Genomic DNA, 19,793 nt, shown 5'->3' with positions numbered 1-19,793 from the left:
CTGACCCATCGGACAGACCCTAGGGCCTTTCCGACCCTGACCCATCGGACAGACCCTAGAGCCGCCCGGCCTGAACGATCCGCTGCAGGAACCGGCGGGTGCGGTCCTGGACCGGATCGCCGAAGACCTGCTCGGGAGTGCCGCGCTCCAGCACCACCCCGCCGTCCAGGAAGCACACCTGGTCGGCGACCTCCCGGGCGAAGCCCATCTCGTGGGTGGCGAGGACCATCGTCATGCCCTCCTCCTTGAGATCGCGGACCACCCCGAGCACCTCGCCGACCAGCTCGGGGTCGAGCGCCGCGGTGATCTCGTCGAGCAGCAGCAGCCGGGGCCGCCCGGCCAGTGCGCGCACGATCGCGACCCGCTGCTGCTGGCCGCCGCTGAGCCGGTCCGGGTACTCGCCGGCCCGCCCGCCGAGCCCCAGCCGCTCCAGCAGCTCGTGGGCGCGGGCCTCCGCCTCGGCGCGCGGTACGCCGTGCACCCGGCGCGGCGCCAGCGTGATGTTGTCCAGCACCGTCATGTGCGGGAAGAGGTTGTAGGCCTGGAAGACCACGCCGATCCGGCGGCGCACCGCGTCGGCGTCGGCCCGCGGGTCGGTGATCTCCTCGCCGTCCAGGAAGATCGCGCCGTCGTCGATCTCCTCCAGCAGGTTCGCGCAGCGCAGCAGCGTGGACTTGCCCGAACCGGACGCGCCGATCAGCGCGGTCACGGTGTGCGGGGGGACCTCCAGGTCGACGTCCCGCAGCACGACCGTGCCCCGCCCGTACGTCTTGCGCACGGACTCCAGCCGCAGCACCGGGCCGCCGTCCGGGGCGCCCTTGGCGAGGTCCGCGGCGGTCCCGGTCCGCCCGGCCTCCCCGGCGCCCGGCACCGGCGTGTTCTCCGTCGTACTCATACCAGGCCTCCCTGGGCGCGCCTGCGGTCCATCCGTGCCGTGATCCAGTCCGTGAAGCGCGTCATCGGGATCGTCAGCGCGACGAAGACCAGCCCGGCCACCACGTAGGGCGTGAAGTTGAAGTCCTTGCCGGCGATGATCTGCGCCGCGTACACCGCGTCCACCGCGCCGGCGATGGAGACCAGACCGGTGTCCTTCTGCAGCGACACCAGATCGTTCAGCAGCGGCGGCACCACCCGGCGCACCGCCTGCGGCAGGACGACGAACCGCAGCGCCTGGCCGCCGGAGAGCCCCAGCGACCGGGCCGCCGCGCGCTGCGAGGGGTGCACCGACTCGATGCCGGCCCGGAACACCTCGGCCACATACGCCGAGTACGTCAGCACCAGCGCGGAGCCGCCGAGCGCCACCGGATCGGTGGTCACGCCCTGCAGCCGCAGCGCCGGGACGCCGAAGACCACCATCAGCAGACAGATGATCAGCGGCAGTCCGCGGAAGAAGTCGGTGTAGGCGGTGGCCAGCGCGCGCAGCGGGAAGAACACCGGGCCGCGCAGCGTCCTGGCCACCGCCAGCAGCAGCCCGAGCACCAGCACCGCCGCCCCGCACACCACCAGCAGCCGCAGATTCAGCAGCAGCCCCTCCAGCACCTCCGGCAGCGCCTTGCGCGCGTACTCGGCGCTGAAGAAGGTCTCGCGGGTGCGCGGCCAGCCCGGGGAGTTGGTGATCACGAGGAAGAGCACGACGGCCGTGACCAGTGTGCTCAGCGCGGCGACGGCGGTCGCCCGCCGGGCCCTGGCCCGCTTGACCCGCTCCCGCTCGATCCGCCGCGGCGAGGGCACATACCCGTCGCCGCCCGGCTCCCGGACCTCGTCGCTCTTCTTCAACACCCCTTCCGCGCCGTTCACTTGAGCACCGGAGCGTCGACGGCGTCGCTCAGCCACTTCTTCTCCAGCGCGGCGAGCGTGCCGTCCTTGCGCAGCGCGTCGACCGCCGCCGTCACACATCCGGTGATCCGGCTCTCCTTGTCCAGGACCAGCCCGAACTGCTCCTTCGCGGCACCGGAGGCCGGGAACTGGCCGACCACCTCGGCGTCCGTGACCTCCGCCGAGGTGATGTAGAAGGCCGTCGGCAGGTCGGTGACGATCGCCTCCACCTGCCCGTTCTTCAGGGCGGACTTGGCGAGGTCGTTCTTCTGGAAGACCGCGGCGGGGCGGGTCGGGCGGATGGTGTCGTTGACGACGTCCAGGCTGGTGGTGCCGACCTGCGCGCCGAGCTTGACGTCCTTGAGGTCGGCGATGCTCTTGGCGCGCGCGGCCTTGGAGCCCTTGAGCGCGACGACCGCCTGGCGCACGTCGTAGTAGCCGGAGGAGAAGGCCACGGCGCGCTTGCGCTCGGCGCTGATGGAGATCTGGTTGATGTCGAAGTCGAACTTCTTCGCACCGGGCGCGAAGGCGTTGTTGAACGGCACGGTCTGCCAGTCCACGGCACCCTTGCCGTAGCCCAGCCGCTGGGCGACGGCGTAGGCGACCGCCGACTCGAAGCCCTTGCCGCCGGCCGGGTCGTCGTCGACGAACCAGGGGGCGTACGCGGGCTTGTCGGTGCCGACGGTGAGTCTGCCGGCCGCCACGGTGGCCAGCTTGCCGCGGTCACAGCTCTGTGTGCCCTGCCCGGTGGCGCGCGGGCCACCGGGGGACTCGTCCTGCGGGGCACAGCCGACGGCCGCGGCGAGCAGCACGGCGGTGGCACAAGCGGCAAGGCGAAGAGGGCGGTTGACGAGACGCATGCCCGGAGAGTGGCAGCGCACGACGCCGTCTGTCGAGATCATGAGGGAAAACGTCCGCATGCTGGAAGCCCGTTGCGCGCCTGTGAACTGCGGATTTCCCCGGTGGGCGGCCGTTACGCGGTGAAACGCACCGCCCGCCGGATCTCCGGCATGTCCGTCACCACGCCGTCCAGGCCCAGGCCGCGCGCCAGCCGGAGCTGATCGTGGGTGTTGACCGTCCAGGCCAGCACCTTCAGATGCGCGGCGTGCGCCCGCTCGACGAGTTCGAGGGTGAGCCGGCGGATGTTCAGCGAGAGCGTCGACGCGCCGACGGCCTGTGCGCGGTCGACGACATCCGCGCCGTAGCGGCTGCCGACCAGTGCGGTGCGCACCCCCGGCAGCAGCGTGCGGATCGCGGCCAGCGCCTCGTCGTGGAAGGAGATGACCTCCACCCGGCCGGTCAGGTCGTGCGACCGCATCACCTCGGCCAGCGCCTGCGCGGCCGCGACGTCCTTGATCTCGGCCTGCAGCGGCGCCTTGACCGCCTCCAGGACCTCCTCGAAGACGGGAATCCGCTCGCCCTGCCCGGCGTCCAGCTCGCGCAGCTCGGCGAGGGTGCGCTCGGCGATCGGCCCGGCGCCGTCGGTGGTGCGGTCCACGTCCGCGTCGTGCATCACCACGAGCGCGCCGTCCTTGCTCAGATGCAGATCCAGTTCGATGACGTCGAGGCCTTCGTGCTCGGCGCGTACGAAGGAGCGCAGGGTGTTCTCCGGCTCCACGCCCATGATCCCGCGGTGTCCGATGGTGAGAAAGGACAAGGCTGCCTCGCTTCTGTGGGCTCGGTACTGCTGTCGGCTCTTTGTCAGTGTCGACCGTCGACCGTCGGCAACGGCGTTCCGAAATGGCGTTCAGCCTAACGGGGACAAGTGCAGATGAACCGGTTGCGGACGCCACCACGGTGTGTCCAGTACGGGTACCCGCCATATCCGGCCCGCAGACCGCCTCCCGCCGGCGTGGGCGCGTCCCGCCCGGGCCTGACGGCGGCAGTGTGGCATATGCCATAGGGCCGTCCGGTCGTCCCCGCACGGCGTGCGCAGGCCGGGAGGAAGCCCGGAATCCCTTGGCGCTACAGGCAGGAAGTCCCGCCGATAGCACGACCCACAGGAAAAAGGTGCGTGACTGCGGGGTGTCGGCAGAAAAATTTTCAGCTGGCCCACTTGAGTGAGCGAACCTCGCCTGGTTACGGTGTGCTGACAAGACGATCTACCGCCGGAGGGCAGTCATGACGGAAATTCTTTCGCCTGTGGGTGTCCGGGGAGGCACTCCGACCGCAGAGCGTGTCGTGGAGCACCCGGCGTGGCCCGTCCTGAAGGACGCGGTCGAGACCCTCCGGCCCTGGCAGTCCAAGGACGGTTCGATCGACCTGACGGCGGAGGGCGCGCCGAAGACCGAGGCCGTCCGCGCCGAGGTCGAGCGGGTCGCCGCGGCCGTCAAGGAGCTGGGCGCGCTGCTGCCGCACAACGCCGCCTACCACCAGGCGCTCGTCACCGACCTGCGCCGCTGGGCCGACGACGGCTTCGGCGTGCCGGACTTCCTGGACTCACTGCTCGCCTTCCAGCCGGCGCAAGCGCGCGCCGACGGCCTCCAGCACCTCGTGCTGTTCCCCATGTACACCCAGAACGGCAACCCGAACCGCAACTTCGAGGCCGTCGTCCTGCGCATGGTCTGGCCCGAGTGGCTCTCGGAGCTGGAGCGCACCCGCTACGACAACCCCCTGTTCCTCGGCATCACCTTCGAGGACTTCACGGCCGGCTACGACACCCACTCCGCCGTGCTCTTCCCGGAGACCATCGCGGTGCGCGAGGCCCCCGAGCGGTTCAGCTGGGGCGGCATCTTCTGCGACCGCGAGGCCGCCCGCTTCCGGCGGGTCAGCCAGGCCGCCGTCGAGACGCTCGGCCTGGAACTCCCGCAGGACATCCGCGAGATGCTCGACGACCAGGAGCGCTGCCAGGAGGCGTTCGTGCTGTGGGACATGGTGCACGACCGCACCCACAGCCACGGTGACCTGCCGTTCGACCCGTTCATGATCAAGCAGCGCCAGCCGTTCTGGATGTACGGCCTGGAGGAGCTGCGCTGCGACCTCACCGCCTTCAAGGAGGCCGTGAAGCTGGAGGCCGAGGGGTACTCCCAGGGCCGCGATGTGCAGTTCGCAGTGATCTTCGACCGGATGTTCCGGTTCCCCGTGAGCGGCGACCGGGTCCGCAACTACGACGGCCTCGGCGGCCAGCTGCTCTTCGCGTACCTGCACAAGCACGACGTCGTACGCTGGACGGACAACACACTGCACATCGACTGGGAGCGGGCGCCCAAGGTCACCAACCAGCTGTGCGGCGAGATCGAAAAGCTCTACCGCGACGGCATCGACCGGCCCAAGCTGGTCCACTGGTTCGCCGCGTACGACCTCGTCTCGACCTACCTCGCACCGCACCCGGGTTCGGTCTGGGCCAAGGGGCCCGACGCCCTCGACCTGGACCAGCCGCCGCGCAAACTCGTGGACGACGTGCTGCCCGACGAGTTCCCGCTGAGCATGTTCTACGAGGCGCTCGCCAAGAAGCTGCGCGCTGTGATCACCTCTACCAAGGGCATCACGGCCCACAGCGACGTGCTGGCGGCGGCATGAACAACGACCGGAACACCCGGCCACAGGCCGTCCAGGAGCAGGACGAGGAGGCGACGGAGATGGTTACTTCGACGGGCGGCCAGGGGCCGCTGGAGGGTGCGGTCATCGCGGTGGCGGGAGCGGCCGGACCGGCCGGCCGCGCCACCCTGCTGCGGCTGGCCGAAGCGGGGGCCGTGGTCGTCGGCTCGGACTCCAACCCCGAGCGGCTGGCGGAGGCCGTGGACGCGGCCCGCTACGCGCACGGCGGCGCCACGGTCATAGGAGACACCGTCGATCTCCTCGACCCGGACCAGACCCGCGAGTGGGCGGCCCGTACGGAGAAGGAATTCGGCCGGGTCGACGGCCTGGTGCACCTCGTCGGCGGCTGGCGCGGCTCGTCGACGTTCGCGGAGACCGACCTGGCGGACTGGGACCTCCTGCACAAGCTGCTGATCCGCACCGTCCAGCACACCTCCCTCGCCTTCCAGGAGCCCCTGGAGCGGAGCGGCAACGGCCGATTCCTGCTGATCAGCGCGGCCGGCGCCTCGAAGCCCACCGGCGGCAACGCCGCCTACGCGGCCTCCAAGGCCGCCGCCGAGGCCTGGACGCTGGCCATGGCGGACGGTTTCCGCAAGTCGGGGGGCGAGGAGGGCCTGCGTGCCGCGGCTGCCATCCTGGTCGTGAAGGCGCTCGTCAACGACCAGATGCGCGCCGAGCGACCGAATGCGAAGTTTGCGGGCTTCACGGACGTCACGGAGCTGGCCGAGGCCATCGCCGGCGTCTGGAGCCGGCCCGCCCAGGAAGTGAATGGACAGCGTCTGTGGCTGACCCCCGAGCCGTGACCGGAGCGAAGACCGACGCCCGGCAGCACCACGACCCCCAGGTACGCGGCTTCGCCAGCGACAACTACGCGGGCGCCCACCCCGAGGTCCTGGCTGCGCTCGCCCTCGCCAACGGCGGCCACCAGGTCGCCTACGGCGAGGACGACTACACCGCGCACCTCCAGCGGGTCTTCCGCAGCCACTTCGGGCAGCGCGCCGAGGCGTTCCCGGTGTTCAACGGCACCGGCGCCAACGTCGTCGCCCTCCAGGCCGTGACCGACCGCTGGGGCGCGGTGGTCGCCGCCGAGACCGCACACATCAACGTCGACGAGTGCGGTGCGCCGGAGCGGGTCGGCGGGCTCAAACTGCTGACCGTACCCACCGAGGACGGCAAGCTCACCCCCGAGCTGATCGACCGCCAGGCATGGGGCTGGGAGGACGAGCACCGCGCCATGCCGCAGGTCGTCTCGATCACCCAGAGCACGGAGCTGGGCACGGTCTACACGCCCGACGAGATCCGGGCGATCTGCGAACACGCCCATGAGCGCGGCATGGTGGTGCATCTGGACGGGTCGCGGATAGCCAACGCCGCGGCGACCCTCGACGTCCCGATGCGGGCCTTCACCAACGCGGTGGGCGTCGACATCCTCTCCTACGGCGGCACGAAGAACGGCGCGGTCTTCGGTGAGGCCGTGGTCGTGCTCAACCCCGACCGGGTGCGCGCGATGAAGCATCTGCGCAAGATGTCCATGCAGCTCGCCTCCAAGATGCGCTTCGTCTCGGTCCAGCTGGAGGCGCTGCTCGCCAAGGACCTGTGGCTGCGCAACGCCCGGCACGCCAACACCATGGCGCAGCGGCTGGCGGCCGGGGTGCGGGCGGTCGACGGGGTGGAGATCCTCTATCCGGTCCAGTCCAACGCGGTCTTCGCGCGGCTGCCGCACGACGTCAGCGAGCGGCTGCAGAAGCGCTACCGCTTCTACTTCTGGGACGAGCAGGCCGGCGATGTGCGCTGGATGTGCGCCTTCGACACCAGGGTGGAGGACGTCGACGGTTTCGTCGAGGCGCTGCGGGAGGAGATCGCTCGGTAGGGCCTGTCCGCGGGGCCCGTCCGGTGGTCGTGGCCGGGCGCGAGGCGACGGCGGGTCGACCGCGAAGGTGGCAAGCGAGTCCAGCGCAGTGGAAAGAAGGAAAGTTCACTGCGCTGGACTTCGTGGTGCAGTTTGCTGAACGGAGCCCGGTCGTGCTCCAATGCGTCCGGTGGCCGGCCGTCGACCGGTCCCGGCCTGCAGCCACTCCCACCGATCTCCGAGGAACGGCCCCATGCCCAGCCCGACCTGCCCCCTGCACGTCTCCGACGAGGTGCGCGCCCTGGCGCCCGGCTTCGGCTACCTCGCCGTCGAAGCGCACGGTCTGACCAACGGGCCCAGTGACGAGCTGAGCTCCGGGCTCCTGGACGAGGCCACCCGCCGGCTGGCCGGACGTCTCGACGGCCGGGCCCCGCAGGACGACCCGCACATCGCCGCCTGGCGCGCCGCCTACAGCGCCTTCGGCAGCAAGCCGTCGCGCACCCGCAACTCCGCCGAGGCGCTGGCCAAGCGCGCGCTCGCGGACGGGCTGCCGCGCATCAACCGGCTCGTCGACCTCTACAACGCCCTCAGCGTCGCCCACCTCATCCCGGTGGGCGGCGAGGACCTGGACCGGATCCAGGGCGGGATGCGGCTGGTCCGGGCCGTCGGCGACGAGCCGTTCGCGACGGCGGCCGGCGGCGCCGAGACCGTCGAGCACCCCGATGCGGGCGAGGTCGTCTGGTGCGACGACGAGGGCGTCACCTGCCGCCGCTGGAACTGGCGCCAGGGCGTCCGCACCCGCCTCACCGAGGACTCCGTCAGCGCCCTCTTCCTGCTGGAGCGGATGGCCCCGATGACGCTCGACGAGCTGACGTCCGCGGGCGCCGAACTGGCCGAGGCGCTGCAGAAGGCCTGCCCCACCGCCCGGATCGAGATCGGTGACGTCTGGTCCGGGTGACCGGGGCCGGACGTCGATCAGCCGCCGAAACTCCTTCGGCGGCTGATGTCGTAGTGGGGTGCCTGTGGCGGCTACGCGCCGGGCGCCGGTGCGGTGCCGCCCAGGTGCGCCGGAATCCACCAGGTGTCCTCGGGGCCCTTGGGGCGCACGGGGTAGGCGCGCTGGGCCGCCTCCAGCAGGTCCTGCACCCGGGACCGCACCCGGTCGGTGATCTTCTCCGCCTGCTCGGCGGGATCGGCCTCCAGCGGCTCGCCGACCCGGATGGTTATCGGGAAGTGGTTGCGGCCCAGATTGCGCTTGTGGCCCTTGGTCCACAGGCGCTGGGTGCCCCACAGCGCCACCGGGAGCAGCGGCACCCCGGCCTCCTGGGCCAGCCGGGCCGCACCCGACTTGAAGTTCTTCAGGGTGAAGGACTCGGAGATCGTCGCCTCGGGGAAGACCCCGATGATCTCGCCCGAACGCAGTGCGGACAGCGCGTGCTTGTAGGCGTGCATGCCCTGCGCGCGGTCCACCGGGATGTGCTTCATCGCGCGCATCAGCGGCCCCGACACCTTGTGCCGGAACACCGACTCCTTCGCCATGAAGCGCACCAGCCGCTTCGCCGGCCGGGCCGTCAGCCCCGCGAAGACGAAGTCGAGATATCCGATGTGATTGCTCACCAGTACCGCCCCGCCGCGGCGCGGAATGTTCTCCGTCCCGGCGATGTCGAATTTGAGATCGAGCGCCTTGAAGAGCGTGCGTGCGGCGCCGATCACCGGCGGATAGACGAGCTCTGCCATTGTCCGGAGGACCCCTTTTTCCCTTTTCCATGCCTGGGGAGGGTTCTCCCGGCGGAAACCTACGCAGGCGTAACTGCGGCTTTCGGGAGATCGTGCCCGATCGAGGCCGCGGCGGCCAGCGTGCCGGGCGCCGCGGACGGGAGATTCTCGTCACGTGCGGACCGGATCAGCCCACCGCTCGCCGCAGCACAAGGTACATCTCGCACCCCAGGCAGTACCCGAAAGCGGCATTGAGGAAGGCCGCCGCCAGCGCGCACCCGGTGGCCGCGAGCCCCAGCCACTGCGGGCCCGCGACGTAGCCGACCAGCCCCACCAGCGCGAAGAACAGCCCCACGCTCTGCGCGAAGCGCGGCGGGGCGGGGTCCTCGAAATCGGTCGGCGCGGACAGCCGCGGACGCACCGCCACCCTGAACACCCAGGCGTAGGGGGAGCGCTGGACACCGGCCGCCGCCCCGACGGCGAAGACCAGCGCCTGCAGGGCCAGCAGCCAGCCGCTCCCGCTGATCAGCACGGCCGCCAGCACCACCGTCGTCAGCGCCGCCCCGAACCTCGGACCGCGTACGTCAAGCCTCTCGACACTCATGCCCCCACCATCCCGCAGACCGGGCCGCTCGTGGCACCGGGAATTCTTTCGGTCTGGTGAACGCTGCATCCCACGATGACTGGACTCATGGTGTGCATCGCGGTGCTCGCGGCGGCGAGCGCCTTCGGCGTGTGGCACCGGCGCCGCAATGGGAGGCTGACGGTGCGAAAGCGGGACGAACGGGACGGGGTGCCGCGGCTCGGCGCCGCGGTGATCGGCCAGCAGCTGGGGGAGCGGGCCACCCTGCTGCAGTTCTCCAGCGCCTTCTGCCAGCCCTGCCGCGCCACCCGCCGCACGCTCGCCGAGGTCGCCGGCATGGTCGAGGGGGTGGCCCATGTGGAGATCGACGCCGAGGCCCGTCTCGACCTCGTACGGGAGCTGAACGTGCTGCGGACCCCCACCGTTCTGGTCCTCGACGCGGACGGCGCGATCGTGCGCCGCGCCTCGGGGCAGCCCCGCAGGGCCGACGTCATAGCGGCGCTGGGAGAGGCCGTCCGTGATTGATCTCCCAGATGCCGGGCGGCCCTTGACGCTCCGGGTCACCCGTCGTCACTCTGACGTGATGCGGCCAGGAACCCTTCTCTACGGACGCGCCCACGTCGACCTTCTGCGGACTGCCAGCGCCCGCTGTCCGGGCGTGTGAGCGACGACGACACCTCCGCCGTCGGCGGCCGCGCGGTTGCCGGCGGCTCCGCCCGGGCCCGTACACCACAGCAGAAGGACAACTCCATGACGGCCTCGCCCGATCTCGGCACGCCTCGCGCCGCCTCCCCCGAACTCCTGCGCTCCGTCTTCCGTCAGCACGCCGCCGGTGTCGCGGTGATCACCGCACAGGGCTCCGGCCCGGTCGGCTTCACCGCCACCTCCCTCACCTCCGTCGCCGCCGATCCGCCGCTGCTGTCGTTCGGCATCGGCACCGGCGCCTCCAGCTGGCCGGCCGTCTCCGAGGCCGAGCACATAGGCGTCCACATACTCGGCGAGCACCAGCGGGAGCTGGCCGCCACCTTCGCGCGCAGCGGCGCCGACCGCTTCGGCCCCGCCACCTCCTGGCGCACCGGCCCCGAAGGCGTGCCCCTGCTCGACGGCGTACTGGCCTGGCTGGTGTGCGAGGTCGTGGCCCGTGTCCCGGCCGGCGACCACCGCATCGTGCTCGCCCGGCCGGTCGTCGGCGACCCCGCGGGGCCCGGCCGTCCGCTGCTGTACCACCAGGGTCGCTTCAACGCGCTGCGGGACTGACGGGTTCCCGTTCCGCTTCGTCGTCCCCCGATCAGGGCCGTTGGCAAGGTCACATTTCGACAGCCTTGATTCGGGGCACGAGACTGGATGTACTGGTGGGTAACATGACGGTCGGCGCGGGGATCCGCAACCAACCGGGAGCCGCCCCAACAGCCGCCTATGCTGCCAGCACAAGGCAGTTCTGAAGAGACGAAGCAGGTAGGAGAGCCGGCGTGAGCTTGAGGATCGTTGTCTGTGTGAAGTACGTGCCCGACGCCACCGGCGACCGGCACTTCGCCGAGGACCTGACCGTCGACCGTGACGACGTGGACGGTCTGCTCTCGGAGCTCGACGAGTACGCCGTCGAGCAGGCCCTGCAGATCAAGGAAGCCGCCGACGACGCGGAGATCACGGTCCTGACCGTCGGTCCCGAGGACGCCAACGACGCGCTGCGCAAGGCCCTGTCGATGGGCGCCGACAAGGCCGTCCACGTCGAGGACGACGACCTGCACGGCACCGACGCGCTCGGCACCTCGCTCGTGCTCGCCAAGGCCATCGAGAAGACCGGCTACGACCTGGTCGTCTGCGGTATGGCCTCCACCGACGGCACGATGGGTGTGCTGCCGGCGCTGCTCGCCGAGCGGCTGAACGTCCCTCAGGTCACCCAGCTCTCCGAGGTCTCCGTAGCCGACGGCAAGGTCACCGGCCGCCGGGACGGCGACTCCGCCAGCGAGCAGCTGGAGGCCGCGCTGCCGGCCGTCGTGTCCGTCACCGACCAGTCGGGTGAGGCGCGCTACCCCTCCTTCAAGGGCATCATGGCCGCCAAGAAGAAGCCGGTGGAGTCCCTGGACCTGGACGACCTGGGGATCGACGCGGACGAGGTCGGCCTGGAGGGCGCCTGGACCAAGGTCGAGGACGCGACCGAGCGCCCCGCGCGCACGGCGGGCACGATCGTCAAGGACGAGGGCGAGGGCGGCAAGCAGCTCGCCGAGTTCCTCGCGGGCCAGAAGTTCATCTGAGCCCGTCCGCACCTCAACCGCCCTCATTCTTCCCGCAGGAGAGCAATCCCATGGCTGAAGTCCTTGTCTACGTCGACCACGTCGACGGTGCCGTCCGCAAGCCCACCCTCGAGCTGCTCACCCTCGCCCGCCGCATCGGCGAGCCGGTGGCCGTTCACCTCGGCCCGAACGCCGAGGAGGCCGCCAAGGTCCTCGGCGAGCACGGCGCCGTGAAGGTGCTGGCCGCCGACGCCCCCGAGTTCACCGAGTACCTCGTCGCCCCCAAGGTCGACGCGCTGCAGGCCGCCTACGACGCGGTCTCCCCGGCCGCCGTGCTGCTGCCGTCCTCCGCGGAGGGCAAGGAGATCGGCGCCCGCCTCGCGGTCCGCATCGGCTCCGGCATCATCACCGACGCGGTCGACCTGGAGGCCGGCGACGAGGGCCCGGTGGCCACGCAGTCCGTCTTCGCGGCCTCGTACACCACCAAGTCCCGCGTCTCCAAGGGCACCCCGGTCATCACCGTCAAGCCCAACTCCGCCGCCCCGGAGGCCGCCCCGGCCGCCGGCACGGTCGAGCAGCTCGCGGTGACCGTCGCCGACTCCTCCAAGGGCACCAAGGTCGTCTCGCGCACCCCGCGCGAGTCGACCGGCCGCCCGGAGCTGACCGAGGCCGCGATCGTGGTCTCCGGTGGCCGCGGCGTCAACGGCGCCGAGAACTTCCCGGTCATCGAGGCGCTCGCCGACTCGCTCGGCGCGGCCGTCGGCGCCTCGCGCGCCGCCGTGGACGCCGGCTGGTACCCGCACACCAACCAGGTCGGCCAGACCGGCAAGTCGGTCTCGCCGCAGCTGTACATCGCGGCGGGCATCTCCGGCGCGATCCAGCACCGCGCCGGTATGCAGACCTCGAAGACCATCGTCGCCATCAACAAGGACGCCGAGGCGCCGATCTTCGAGCTGGTCGACTACGGCGTGGTCGGCGACCTGTTCGACGTCGTCCCGGCGCTCACCGAAGAGGTCAAGTCCCGCAAGGGCTGAGCCCGTCGGGCCGTCGGTCCCGCTTCGGCAACCGCACGAGGCCCCGTACGCGCGGTGCGTACGGGGCCTCGTGCTGCCGTGGTCCGGGCGGGCTCTCAGTCGCCGGTCGCGCCGTCGATCCGCTCGCGCAGCAGGTCCGCGTGGCCGTTGTGGCGCGCGTACTCCTCGATCATGTGGACGTAGATCCAGCGCAGGCTCAGCGTGCGGCCGCGGCGCGCCGTGAAGGTCTCGTCCAGCCCGCGGTCGGCCACCGCCTTGTCGCAGGCCTCGAACTCGGCGCGGAGGGCGGCGAAGTTCGCCTCGGCGGCGGCCGGGTCCAGGTCGTCGAAGTCGGCGTCGGGGTTGTCGTCGGTGAAGTGGTGGTTGCCGATCCGTTCGCCGGCGAAGCGTATGCGAAACCACGTGCGTTCGACGTCCGCCATGTGGCGCACCAGGCCGAGCAGCGTGAGGCTGGACGGCGGGCTGCTCTGCTCGGTGAGCTGGTCCGCCGTGAGCCCGGCGCACTTGGCGAGCAGGGTGTCGCGGTGGAAGTCGAGCCAGCCCTGCAGCATCTCCCGCTCGCCGGCCACGGTCGGGAGTTCTCTGCGCTGGACGGAGGGTGCGATCCATGTCATGACGCCGAGTGTGGCCGGGTCCGCCGGGGAGCGCCACGGATTTGTGGAAGGCGGTCGCGCGGCCGTGACCTGCGCCGCCTCGGAGGGGAGGGTGTTGACCTCGTCAACCGACACAGTTAACTTCGCTCTACGGATTGTTGATTCCGTTAAGCGGAAAAACGCTCGTGCGGTGGCGCCGGGCGAAGCACCGGGAGGGTATCGAATGGGGCAGCAGGAGACCGTGGCGACGAGCCTCGCGGACACCGTACGCGAGGGAATCGGAGCCGCCCTCGCCGAGGTGGACGCGGATCTGGCCCGGCGCTACCCCGGTGATCCCGGCACCCGCCAGCCGGTGCACACGGTCTACGTCCCCGGCGACGTCTTCACCGCCGGCACCCTGCGCTCCTGGGGCGACCAGGCGCTCGCCGCCCTCGACGAGCACGCCCCCGACGCCGATGCGCTCGCCGCCGTCCTGGGCATCCCCGCAGAGCTCGCCGCCGACGTCCACGACCGCGTCCGCGCCAAGCTGACCCGTGAGCCCGTCGAGGACCTGCGGATCGACTTCGAGGACGGCTACGGCCCCCGCCCCGACGCCGAGGAGGACGAGGCCGCGGCCCGCGCCGCGGCCCTGGTCGCCGCCGCCTACCGCGACGGCACCGCGGCCCCCTACATGGGCATCCGGATGAAGTGCATGGAGGCCGCCGTCCGCGACCGTGGCATCCGCACCCTCGACATCTTCCTCACCGGCCTGATGGAGGCCGGCGGCCTCCCGGACGGCCTGGTCCTCACGCTCCCCAAGGTGACCTACGCCGAGCAGGTCACCGCCATGGTCCGGCTGCTGGAGGCCTTCGAGAAGGCGCGCGGCCTGGAGAGCGGCCGGATCGGCTTCGAGATCCAGATCGAGACCACCCAGTCCATCCTGGGCGCCGACGGCCGCGCCACCGTCGCCCGCATGATCGAGGCCGCCGAGGGGCGCGCCACCTCGCTGCACTACGGAACCTTCGACTACAGCGCCTCCTGCGGCGTCAGCGCCGCCCACCAGTCCCTCGACCACCCGGTGGCCGACCACGCCAAGGCCGTCATGCAGGTGGCCGCCGCGGGCACGGGGGTGCGGCTGTCCGACGGCTCGACGAACGTCCTGCCCGTCGGCCCCACCGCCCAGGTCCACGACGCCTGGCGGCTGCACCACGGCCTCGTCCGCCGCTCGCTGGCCCGCGCCTACTACCAGGGCTGGGACATGCACCCGGCGCATCTGCCCACCCGTTACGCGGCGGTCTACGCCTTCTACCGTGAGGGCCTCGAACAGGCCGCGGCCCGCCTCGCGGCCTACGTGGCCAAGGCCGGCGGCGACGTCATGGACGAGCCCGCCACCGCCAAGGCCCTCAGCGGCTACCTCCTGCGCGGCCTGGACTGCGGCGCGGTCGACATCTCCGAGGTCGCCCGCCTCACGGGTCTGACGCGCGCCGACCTCGAGGGGCTGGCCGGGCGCTGATCCGCTGCGCTTGGGCTGGCTTCCCACGTTGTCGGCTGCGCCTTGCTGCTTCCCACGTTTTCGGCTTTCCCGCCGTGGGGGTTTGTCGCCGTTGCGCCTGGCGGCGGGCGGTTGTTTTTCGGGTGCGGCCCCGTGGTGCCGTCTCGCCGTTGCGCCTGCGGCGGGCGTGGTGTTGTCGGGTGCGGTGACAGCCCTACGGACTTCGTCCTACGGTCTGTCCCCTCCCGTGGGTGGGTGGGAAGACGGGCCCGGTGGGGGCACACCTGATCCGTCGACTACCGGCACACGAACACTGACGCCCACCCCCACCGGTCTTCTCTCCCCCCACTACGGGAGGGGGCGGACCGCAGGACGGAGTCCGGAGGGCCGCACCCGCTGCCGTAAGCGCCCCGCGCAGCGGCAACCAGCCCGCCGCAGGCGCCACGGCGAGAAACCCCCACGGCGGGAAAGCCGACAACGTGGGAAGACGGCCGACCGCCGAGGTCTAGCGTGAGGGGGGAATCTCGCCCGAGCCGCGGGCAATGAGTCGGGTGGGTATCACCTGGCGTCCCGGGGGGTTCGCGATGCCCTCAAGGCGGCGGAAGAGCAGGCCGGCCGCCGTACGGCCCATCAGGGCCGGATCCTGGGCGACGACCGTGATCGCGGGCCGGACGAGATCGGCCAGCTCGAAGTCGTCGAAGCCGACCAGCGCGACCGGGCGCGGGCGTTCGCCCAGGACGCGCACGGCGGTGACCGTGACGCGGTTGTTGCCCGCGAAGAGCGCCGTGACCGGCTGCGCCGCGTCCAGCATGGCGGCCGCGGCGGCGCGTACGCGGTCGGGGGCGGTGGAGCCCAGCGACACCCACGCCTCGTCGACGGGCAGGCCGGCGGCGGCCATTGCCGCGCGGTAGCCGCGCAGCCGCTCCTTCGCGGTGTGGATCCGCGGCTGGTCGCCGATGAAGCCGATCCGGCGGTGGCCGTGCGCGATCAGATGGGCCACCGCGTCCCGGGCGCCGCCGAAGTTGTCACAGAGCACGGCGTCGGCGTCGATCCGGCCGGCCGGGCGGTCCACGAACACGGTGGCTATGCCGGCCGTGATCTCCGGCTCCAGATAGCGGTGGTCGTCACCGGCCGGGATCACGACGAGACCGTCGACCCGCCGTGCGCACAGGGCCAGTACCAACTCCTGTTCCCGGGCCGGGTCCTCGGCGCTGGAGCCGTTGATCAGCAGGGCGCCGTGGCTGCGGGCGACCTCCTCGACGGCGCGGCTGAGCGGGCCGTAGAAGGGGTCGGCGAGATCCTCCAGTACGAGACCGATGCTGGCCGTACGGCCCTTGCGCAGAATCCGGGCGGAGTCGTTGCGGCGGAAGCCGAGGGCGGTGATGGCTTCCTGGACCCGGCGTTCGGTGTCCGGCGTGACGCCCGGTTCGCCGTTGACCACGCGGGATACCGTCTTGAGGCCGACCCCGGCGCGCGCCGCGACATCCTTCATCGTGGGCCGGGTGCCATAGCGGCGGGACGTGCCCCGCGCGGTGTCGGTCACGGTGTGCGGTCCTGATTCTGTCGGCGGCCTGGTGTGGCGTCGAGCATAGCCTCTAGACAACGTTGTCAATCGAGGGGAGACTATCGTTCGCACGCCGGGCCGGTACGCCCGGCCCCCGGGCCCACCAGGAGATTCCACACCGATGCAGACGGACCTCAGCGCAGCGTTGGACATTGGCGGCACCAAGATCGCCGGCGCTCTGGTGGACGCACACGGCAGACTGCTCGTACGGGCCAACCGGCCCACGCCCGCCGGCGGTGACGGGGCGACGGTGATGCGCGCGGTGGCCGAGGTGGTCCGGGAGCTGGCCGCGGCGCCGGACTGGGCGCGGGTGGCGGCGGTCGGCATCGGCAGCGCGGGACCGGTCGACGCCCACGCCGGCACGGTCAGTCCGGTCAACATCCCCGGCTGGCGCGGCTTTCCGCTCGTCGCCGGGGTGCGGGCGCTCGTCGGGGAGCGTCCCGTCTCGCTGGTCGGCGACGGCGTCGCGATGACCGCGGCCGAGCACTGGCTGGGTGCCGCACGCGGGCACGCCAACGCGCTGTGCATGGTGGTCTCCACCGGAGTCGGCGGCGGGCTCGTCCTCAACGGCAGGCTGCATCCGGGACCCACGGGCAACGCCGGGCACATCGGCCACATCAGTGTCGACCTCGACGGCGACCCCTGCCCGTGCGGGGCCCGCGGCTGCGTCGAGCGGATCGCCAGTGGCCCGCACATCGCCCGCCGGGCGCTGGCCGACGGCTGGCGGCCGGGCCCTGACGGCGACACCAGCGCCGCCGCCGTCGCCGCCGCCGCGCGCGCCGGCGACCGGATCGCGGTGCGCTCCTTCGAGCGGGCCGCCCGGGCGCTGGCGGCCGGGATAGCCGCCACCGCCACCCTCGTCGAGATCGATATCGCGGTGATCGGCGGGGGCGTGGCAGGTGCGGGAGATGTCCTGTTCGCCCCGCTGCGCTCGGCCCTGCGCGACTACGCGACGCTGTCGTTCGTGCGGGACCTGACGGTCGTACCCGCCCAAATGGGAACGGATGCCGGGCTGGTGGGGGCCGCCGCGGCCGCCGCGCAACAGTCCCGTCTCGATGCGTTCGCCCCCACCCCCTGACGACACCACAGGCCCCCGCGCGCCCCTTAGTCTGTTGCCGACCGCGAGGTACGACGCCGTACGGGCGAGGTGCACGGCGTACGGGCAACGACACGGGTATCGAGGGGATCGGCGACGGTGACACCGGGGGAGCGCGAGCAGCGCGGGGTGGACGAGACGCGTGCGGCGGACGGCGCGAGCGGATCCGGGGAGGCGGGCGAGGCGAGTGACGGCGCGCCCGTCGCGGCCGCCGCGAGCGGGCCCCGGCGCGGCCAGGACGCCGATCTGACCGGGCGGGTGCTCGGCGGCCGGTACCGCGTGACCGGACGGATCGGGCGCGGCGGCATGGGCGTGGTCTGCCGCGCGGTCGACGAGGTGCTGGGCCGCGAGGTCGCGGTCAAGGTCCTGCGCGCCTATACCGACGCCTCCGCGCCCGAGCTGGCCGATCTGCGTACCCGTATGCAGCGCGAGGCGCGGGCCGCGGCCCGTATCCGGCACTCCGGCGTGGTCACCGTCCACGACGTCATCGACGAGGACGGCCGGCCGGTCATCGTCATGGAGCTGGTGGACGGGCCTTCGCTGGACGACGCCCTGGAGCAGGACGGCACCTTCGACCCCCGGGAGATCGCCCGGATCGGCGCCCAGGTGATGGACGCGCTGGACGCTGCCCATCAGGCGGGCGTGCTGCACCGCGATGTGAAGCCGGGGAACGTGCTGCTGGACGGCTGGGAGCCCCGCCCAGGCCGTTCAGGCACGGGGGGAGGGCGGGTGGTGCTCACCGACTTCGGCATCGCCAGTATCGAGGCCCCGGGCGACGGCGCGACCACCCACCTCACCCGCAGCGGTGAACTGGTCGGCTCGCTCGACTACCTGCCGCCCGAGCGGGCGCAGGGCCAGGACCCCACCCCGGCCTCGGACATCTGGTCGCTGGGCATGACGCTGTACGCGGCCGTCGAGGGCGGCGGCGCACCCTTCCGCCGTACGTCGGTGTGGTCGACGCTCACCGCGATCGTCACCGAGGCGCTGCCCGAGCCCCGACGGGCCGGCCCGCTCACCCCCGTACTCCATGCCCTGATGGCCAAGAACCCGGCCGACCGGCCGTCCGCCGCCCAGGCCCGGAGCCTGCTGCAGGAGGTGGCGGAGGGCCGCGAGCCCGCGGTCGGACCGGTGCCCGGTGCGCCGCATCTGCCCACGGCGACGGATCTGCGGGCGGTGGCCCCGCCGCCGCCGGCGCCGCAGGAGCCCGGCCCGCAGGCCGAGTCCGCCGGACCGGACCGCGCCGAGGGGCCGCCGGCCAGTTGGCTGTCGGGACCGGGGGCGCAGGCCGCCCCGGTGACACAGCCCGCGCCCGCTCCCGCGCCGGTGACGCGGCCCGTACCGCAGCAGCCCGGCCCGCAGGGCCCGCCCGCCGTGCCCGGCCCCCAGACGCCGGGCTTTTCGTACCCCACCCCCGGCCCCGCCGCCGACCCGCCCGGTGTGGTGGCCGGCCCGCCCGTCGGCAGTACGGGCGCCCACCCCTTTCCGGGGAGCTCGTCCGAGCGGGACACCGAGCGGCTGCCGGCGCGCGGCCGCCGGCGGGTGGTGCTGGCCGTGGCGGCGGTGCTCGCCGTTCTCGCGGCCGGTGGCGGAGCGACCTACGCGCTGGTGGGCGGGGGGAAGGGCGAGACGGTCGCGGAGGGTGGACGGTCGTCGGCGCAGCCGCCCGGGATGCCCGGCGGTCCGGACACGCCGAGCCCGGCCACCGGCAAGGACGACGCCAAGGGCGAGGACAAGGGCAAGGACAAGAGCACGGGGAAGGGGAAGGACGGCGGGCGGAGCGCGTCGCCGTCCGCCTCGGACGGTCCTGTGGGCGGCGACGCCTCCCACAAGCCCGCGCCCGGTGGTGCGGGCGGGGGTTCGGGCGAGCAGACGGGCGGTGCGGGCGGCGGCCAGGGCGGGACCGACGGCGGCGGCTCGGGCGGTTCGGACGGCGGCGCGTCCGGGGGGTCCGGGGGCGGCGCCACCACGACCGGCGGCAGCGGCGGCGGTGACCCGACGCCGTCGACGTCGTGTGTGTCGATCGGCGGCGGCAAGACCAACTGTGACGTCTGGCGGACCGCGAACTCCTACACCGCCTCCTTCCAGCAGGTCGGCACCCTGAACATGGGCACCAACTACTTCTACTGCCAGGCGAAGCTGGGCCGCCGTGAGACGTACGGGGAGTGGACGAACGTCTGGTGGGCCAAGACCGATGACGACAGCGGCAATTCCGGGGTCTATGTGAGCGTCGTCTACCTCAAGGGCGGCGCGAACGACCAGCCCATCCCCGGACTGCCCACCTGCTGACCCCGGGCCCGCGGA

General features: G+C 72.2%; 19 protein-coding genes. 11 read left to right on the top strand and 8 right to left on the bottom strand.

The features are described 5' to 3' along the window. Positions 1 to 55: 55 nt before the first annotated feature. From ACZ5XZ_RS17040 to ACZ5XZ_RS17025, 4 genes are all read right to left on the bottom strand, one after another. The gene (locus ACZ5XZ_RS17040) at positions 56 to 895 is read right to left on the bottom strand and encodes an amino acid ABC transporter ATP-binding protein (RefSeq protein WP_468978577.1); all 840 of its coding nucleotides are present in this window, start codon (positions 893 to 895) and stop codon (positions 56 to 58) included. Then, positions 892 to 1,797 carry an amino acid ABC transporter permease gene (locus ACZ5XZ_RS17035; protein ID WP_468978574.1) on the bottom strand — a complete coding sequence of 302 codons (906 nt, stop codon included), beginning with the start codon at positions 1,795 to 1,797 and terminating at the stop codon, positions 892 to 894. The genes ACZ5XZ_RS17040 and ACZ5XZ_RS17035 overlap by 4 nt, the downstream gene beginning before the upstream one ends. Next, on the bottom strand, positions 1,794 to 2,675 hold the full coding sequence (locus tag ACZ5XZ_RS17030) for an ABC transporter substrate-binding protein (RefSeq protein WP_468978630.1): 882 nt from the start codon (positions 2,673 to 2,675) through the stop codon (positions 1,794 to 1,796). The genes ACZ5XZ_RS17035 and ACZ5XZ_RS17030 overlap by 4 nt, the downstream gene beginning before the upstream one ends. A 113-nt stretch (positions 2,676 to 2,788) precedes the next feature. Beyond that, positions 2,789 to 3,472, bottom strand: a complete 684-nt coding sequence (locus ACZ5XZ_RS17025) for a glycerophosphodiester phosphodiesterase (protein WP_468978573.1) — start codon at positions 3,470 to 3,472, stop codon at positions 2,789 to 2,791. Between the two features lie 464 nt (positions 3,473 to 3,936). Between ACZ5XZ_RS17025 and ACZ5XZ_RS17020 the strand changes: the two genes are divergently transcribed. The 4 genes from ACZ5XZ_RS17020 (at position 3,937) to ACZ5XZ_RS17005 (ending at position 8,159) form a co-directional block, all read left to right on the top strand. Then, the gene (locus ACZ5XZ_RS17020; protein WP_468978570.1) at positions 3,937 to 5,334 is read left to right on the top strand and encodes a DUF6421 family protein; all 1,398 of its coding nucleotides are present in this window, start codon (positions 3,937 to 3,939) and stop codon (positions 5,332 to 5,334) included. A gap of 59 nt (positions 5,335 to 5,393) precedes the next feature. Next, the gene (locus ACZ5XZ_RS17015; protein ID WP_468978628.1) at positions 5,394 to 6,155 is read left to right on the top strand and encodes an SDR family NAD(P)-dependent oxidoreductase; all 762 of its coding nucleotides are present in this window, start codon (positions 5,394 to 5,396) and stop codon (positions 6,153 to 6,155) included. After that, entirely contained in the window at positions 6,152 to 7,222 is a 1,071-nt protein-coding gene (locus tag ACZ5XZ_RS17010; RefSeq protein WP_468978568.1) for a threonine aldolase family protein, read from the top strand. Before ACZ5XZ_RS17015 ends, ACZ5XZ_RS17010 begins: the two co-directional genes overlap by 4 nt. A gap of 232 nt (positions 7,223 to 7,454) precedes the next feature. After that, positions 7,455 to 8,159: a B3/B4 domain-containing protein gene (locus ACZ5XZ_RS17005; protein ID WP_468978566.1), complete on the top strand. Its 705-nt coding sequence runs from the start codon at positions 7,455 to 7,457 to the stop codon at positions 8,157 to 8,159. Between the two features lie 71 nt (positions 8,160 to 8,230). Here ACZ5XZ_RS17005 and ACZ5XZ_RS17000 read toward each other — a convergent pair whose 3' ends face one another. Then, the gene (locus ACZ5XZ_RS17000) at positions 8,231 to 8,938 is read right to left on the bottom strand and encodes a lysophospholipid acyltransferase family protein (protein WP_384428406.1); all 708 of its coding nucleotides are present in this window, start codon (positions 8,936 to 8,938) and stop codon (positions 8,231 to 8,233) included. A 166-nt stretch (positions 8,939 to 9,104) separates the two neighbouring features. After that, positions 9,105 to 9,521, bottom strand: a complete 417-nt coding sequence (locus ACZ5XZ_RS16995) for a DUF4395 domain-containing protein (protein ID WP_468978564.1) — start codon at positions 9,519 to 9,521, stop codon at positions 9,105 to 9,107. 75 nt (positions 9,522 to 9,596) lie between these two features. On the opposite strand from ACZ5XZ_RS16995, the gene ACZ5XZ_RS16990 reads away from it, so the two are divergent. From ACZ5XZ_RS16990 to ACZ5XZ_RS16975, 4 genes are all read left to right on the top strand, one after another. Further along, on the top strand, positions 9,597 to 10,025 hold the full coding sequence (locus ACZ5XZ_RS16990; protein WP_468978562.1) for a TlpA family protein disulfide reductase: 429 nt from the start codon (positions 9,597 to 9,599) through the stop codon (positions 10,023 to 10,025). A gap of 225 nt (positions 10,026 to 10,250) precedes the next feature. Further along, on the top strand, positions 10,251 to 10,757 hold the full coding sequence (locus tag ACZ5XZ_RS16985) for a flavin reductase family protein (protein ID WP_468978625.1): 507 nt from the start codon (positions 10,251 to 10,253) through the stop codon (positions 10,755 to 10,757). Positions 10,758 to 10,969: 212 nt separating this feature from the next. Then, the gene (locus tag ACZ5XZ_RS16980; protein WP_468978559.1) at positions 10,970 to 11,755 is read left to right on the top strand and encodes an electron transfer flavoprotein subunit beta/FixA family protein; all 786 of its coding nucleotides are present in this window, start codon (positions 10,970 to 10,972) and stop codon (positions 11,753 to 11,755) included. A gap of 50 nt (positions 11,756 to 11,805) precedes the next feature. Then, entirely contained in the window at positions 11,806 to 12,768 is a 963-nt protein-coding gene (locus tag ACZ5XZ_RS16975) for an electron transfer flavoprotein subunit alpha/FixB family protein (protein ID WP_384492287.1), read from the top strand. 95 nt (positions 12,769 to 12,863) lie between these two features. Here the strand turns inward: ACZ5XZ_RS16975 and ACZ5XZ_RS16970 are convergent, their stop codons facing one another. Then, positions 12,864 to 13,382, bottom strand: coding sequence for a DinB family protein (locus ACZ5XZ_RS16970; RefSeq protein ID WP_468978556.1), 519 nt, complete (start codon positions 13,380 to 13,382; stop codon positions 12,864 to 12,866). Positions 13,383 to 13,584: 202 nt separating this feature from the next. Between ACZ5XZ_RS16970 and ACZ5XZ_RS16965 the strand changes: the two genes are divergently transcribed. Continuing rightward, positions 13,585 to 14,853 carry a DUF6986 family protein gene (locus tag ACZ5XZ_RS16965; RefSeq protein WP_468978553.1) on the top strand — a complete coding sequence of 423 codons (1,269 nt, stop codon included), beginning with the start codon at positions 13,585 to 13,587 and terminating at the stop codon, positions 14,851 to 14,853. A gap of 484 nt (positions 14,854 to 15,337) precedes the next feature. On the opposite strand, the gene ACZ5XZ_RS16960 is transcribed toward ACZ5XZ_RS16965, so the two are convergent. After that, positions 15,338 to 16,375, bottom strand: coding sequence for a LacI family DNA-binding transcriptional regulator (locus ACZ5XZ_RS16960; RefSeq protein ID WP_468978551.1), 1,038 nt, complete (start codon positions 16,373 to 16,375; stop codon positions 15,338 to 15,340). 142 nt (positions 16,376 to 16,517) lie between these two features. On the opposite strand from ACZ5XZ_RS16960, the gene ACZ5XZ_RS16955 reads away from it, so the two are divergent. Next, positions 16,518 to 17,474, top strand: a complete 957-nt coding sequence (locus tag ACZ5XZ_RS16955; protein ID WP_468978549.1) for an ROK family protein — start codon at positions 16,518 to 16,520, stop codon at positions 17,472 to 17,474. 117 nt (positions 17,475 to 17,591) lie between these two features. Continuing rightward, the gene (locus ACZ5XZ_RS16950; RefSeq protein WP_468978547.1) at positions 17,592 to 19,778 is read left to right on the top strand and encodes a serine/threonine-protein kinase; all 2,187 of its coding nucleotides are present in this window, start codon (positions 17,592 to 17,594) and stop codon (positions 19,776 to 19,778) included. The last annotated feature ends 15 nt before the right edge of the window (positions 19,779 to 19,793 follow it).

The organism is Streptomyces sp. NPDC033270 (assembly GCF_055576575.1).
The sequence above is the reverse complement of the archived record's forward strand: the minus strand, read 5'-3'. Positions and strand labels throughout refer to the sequence as shown.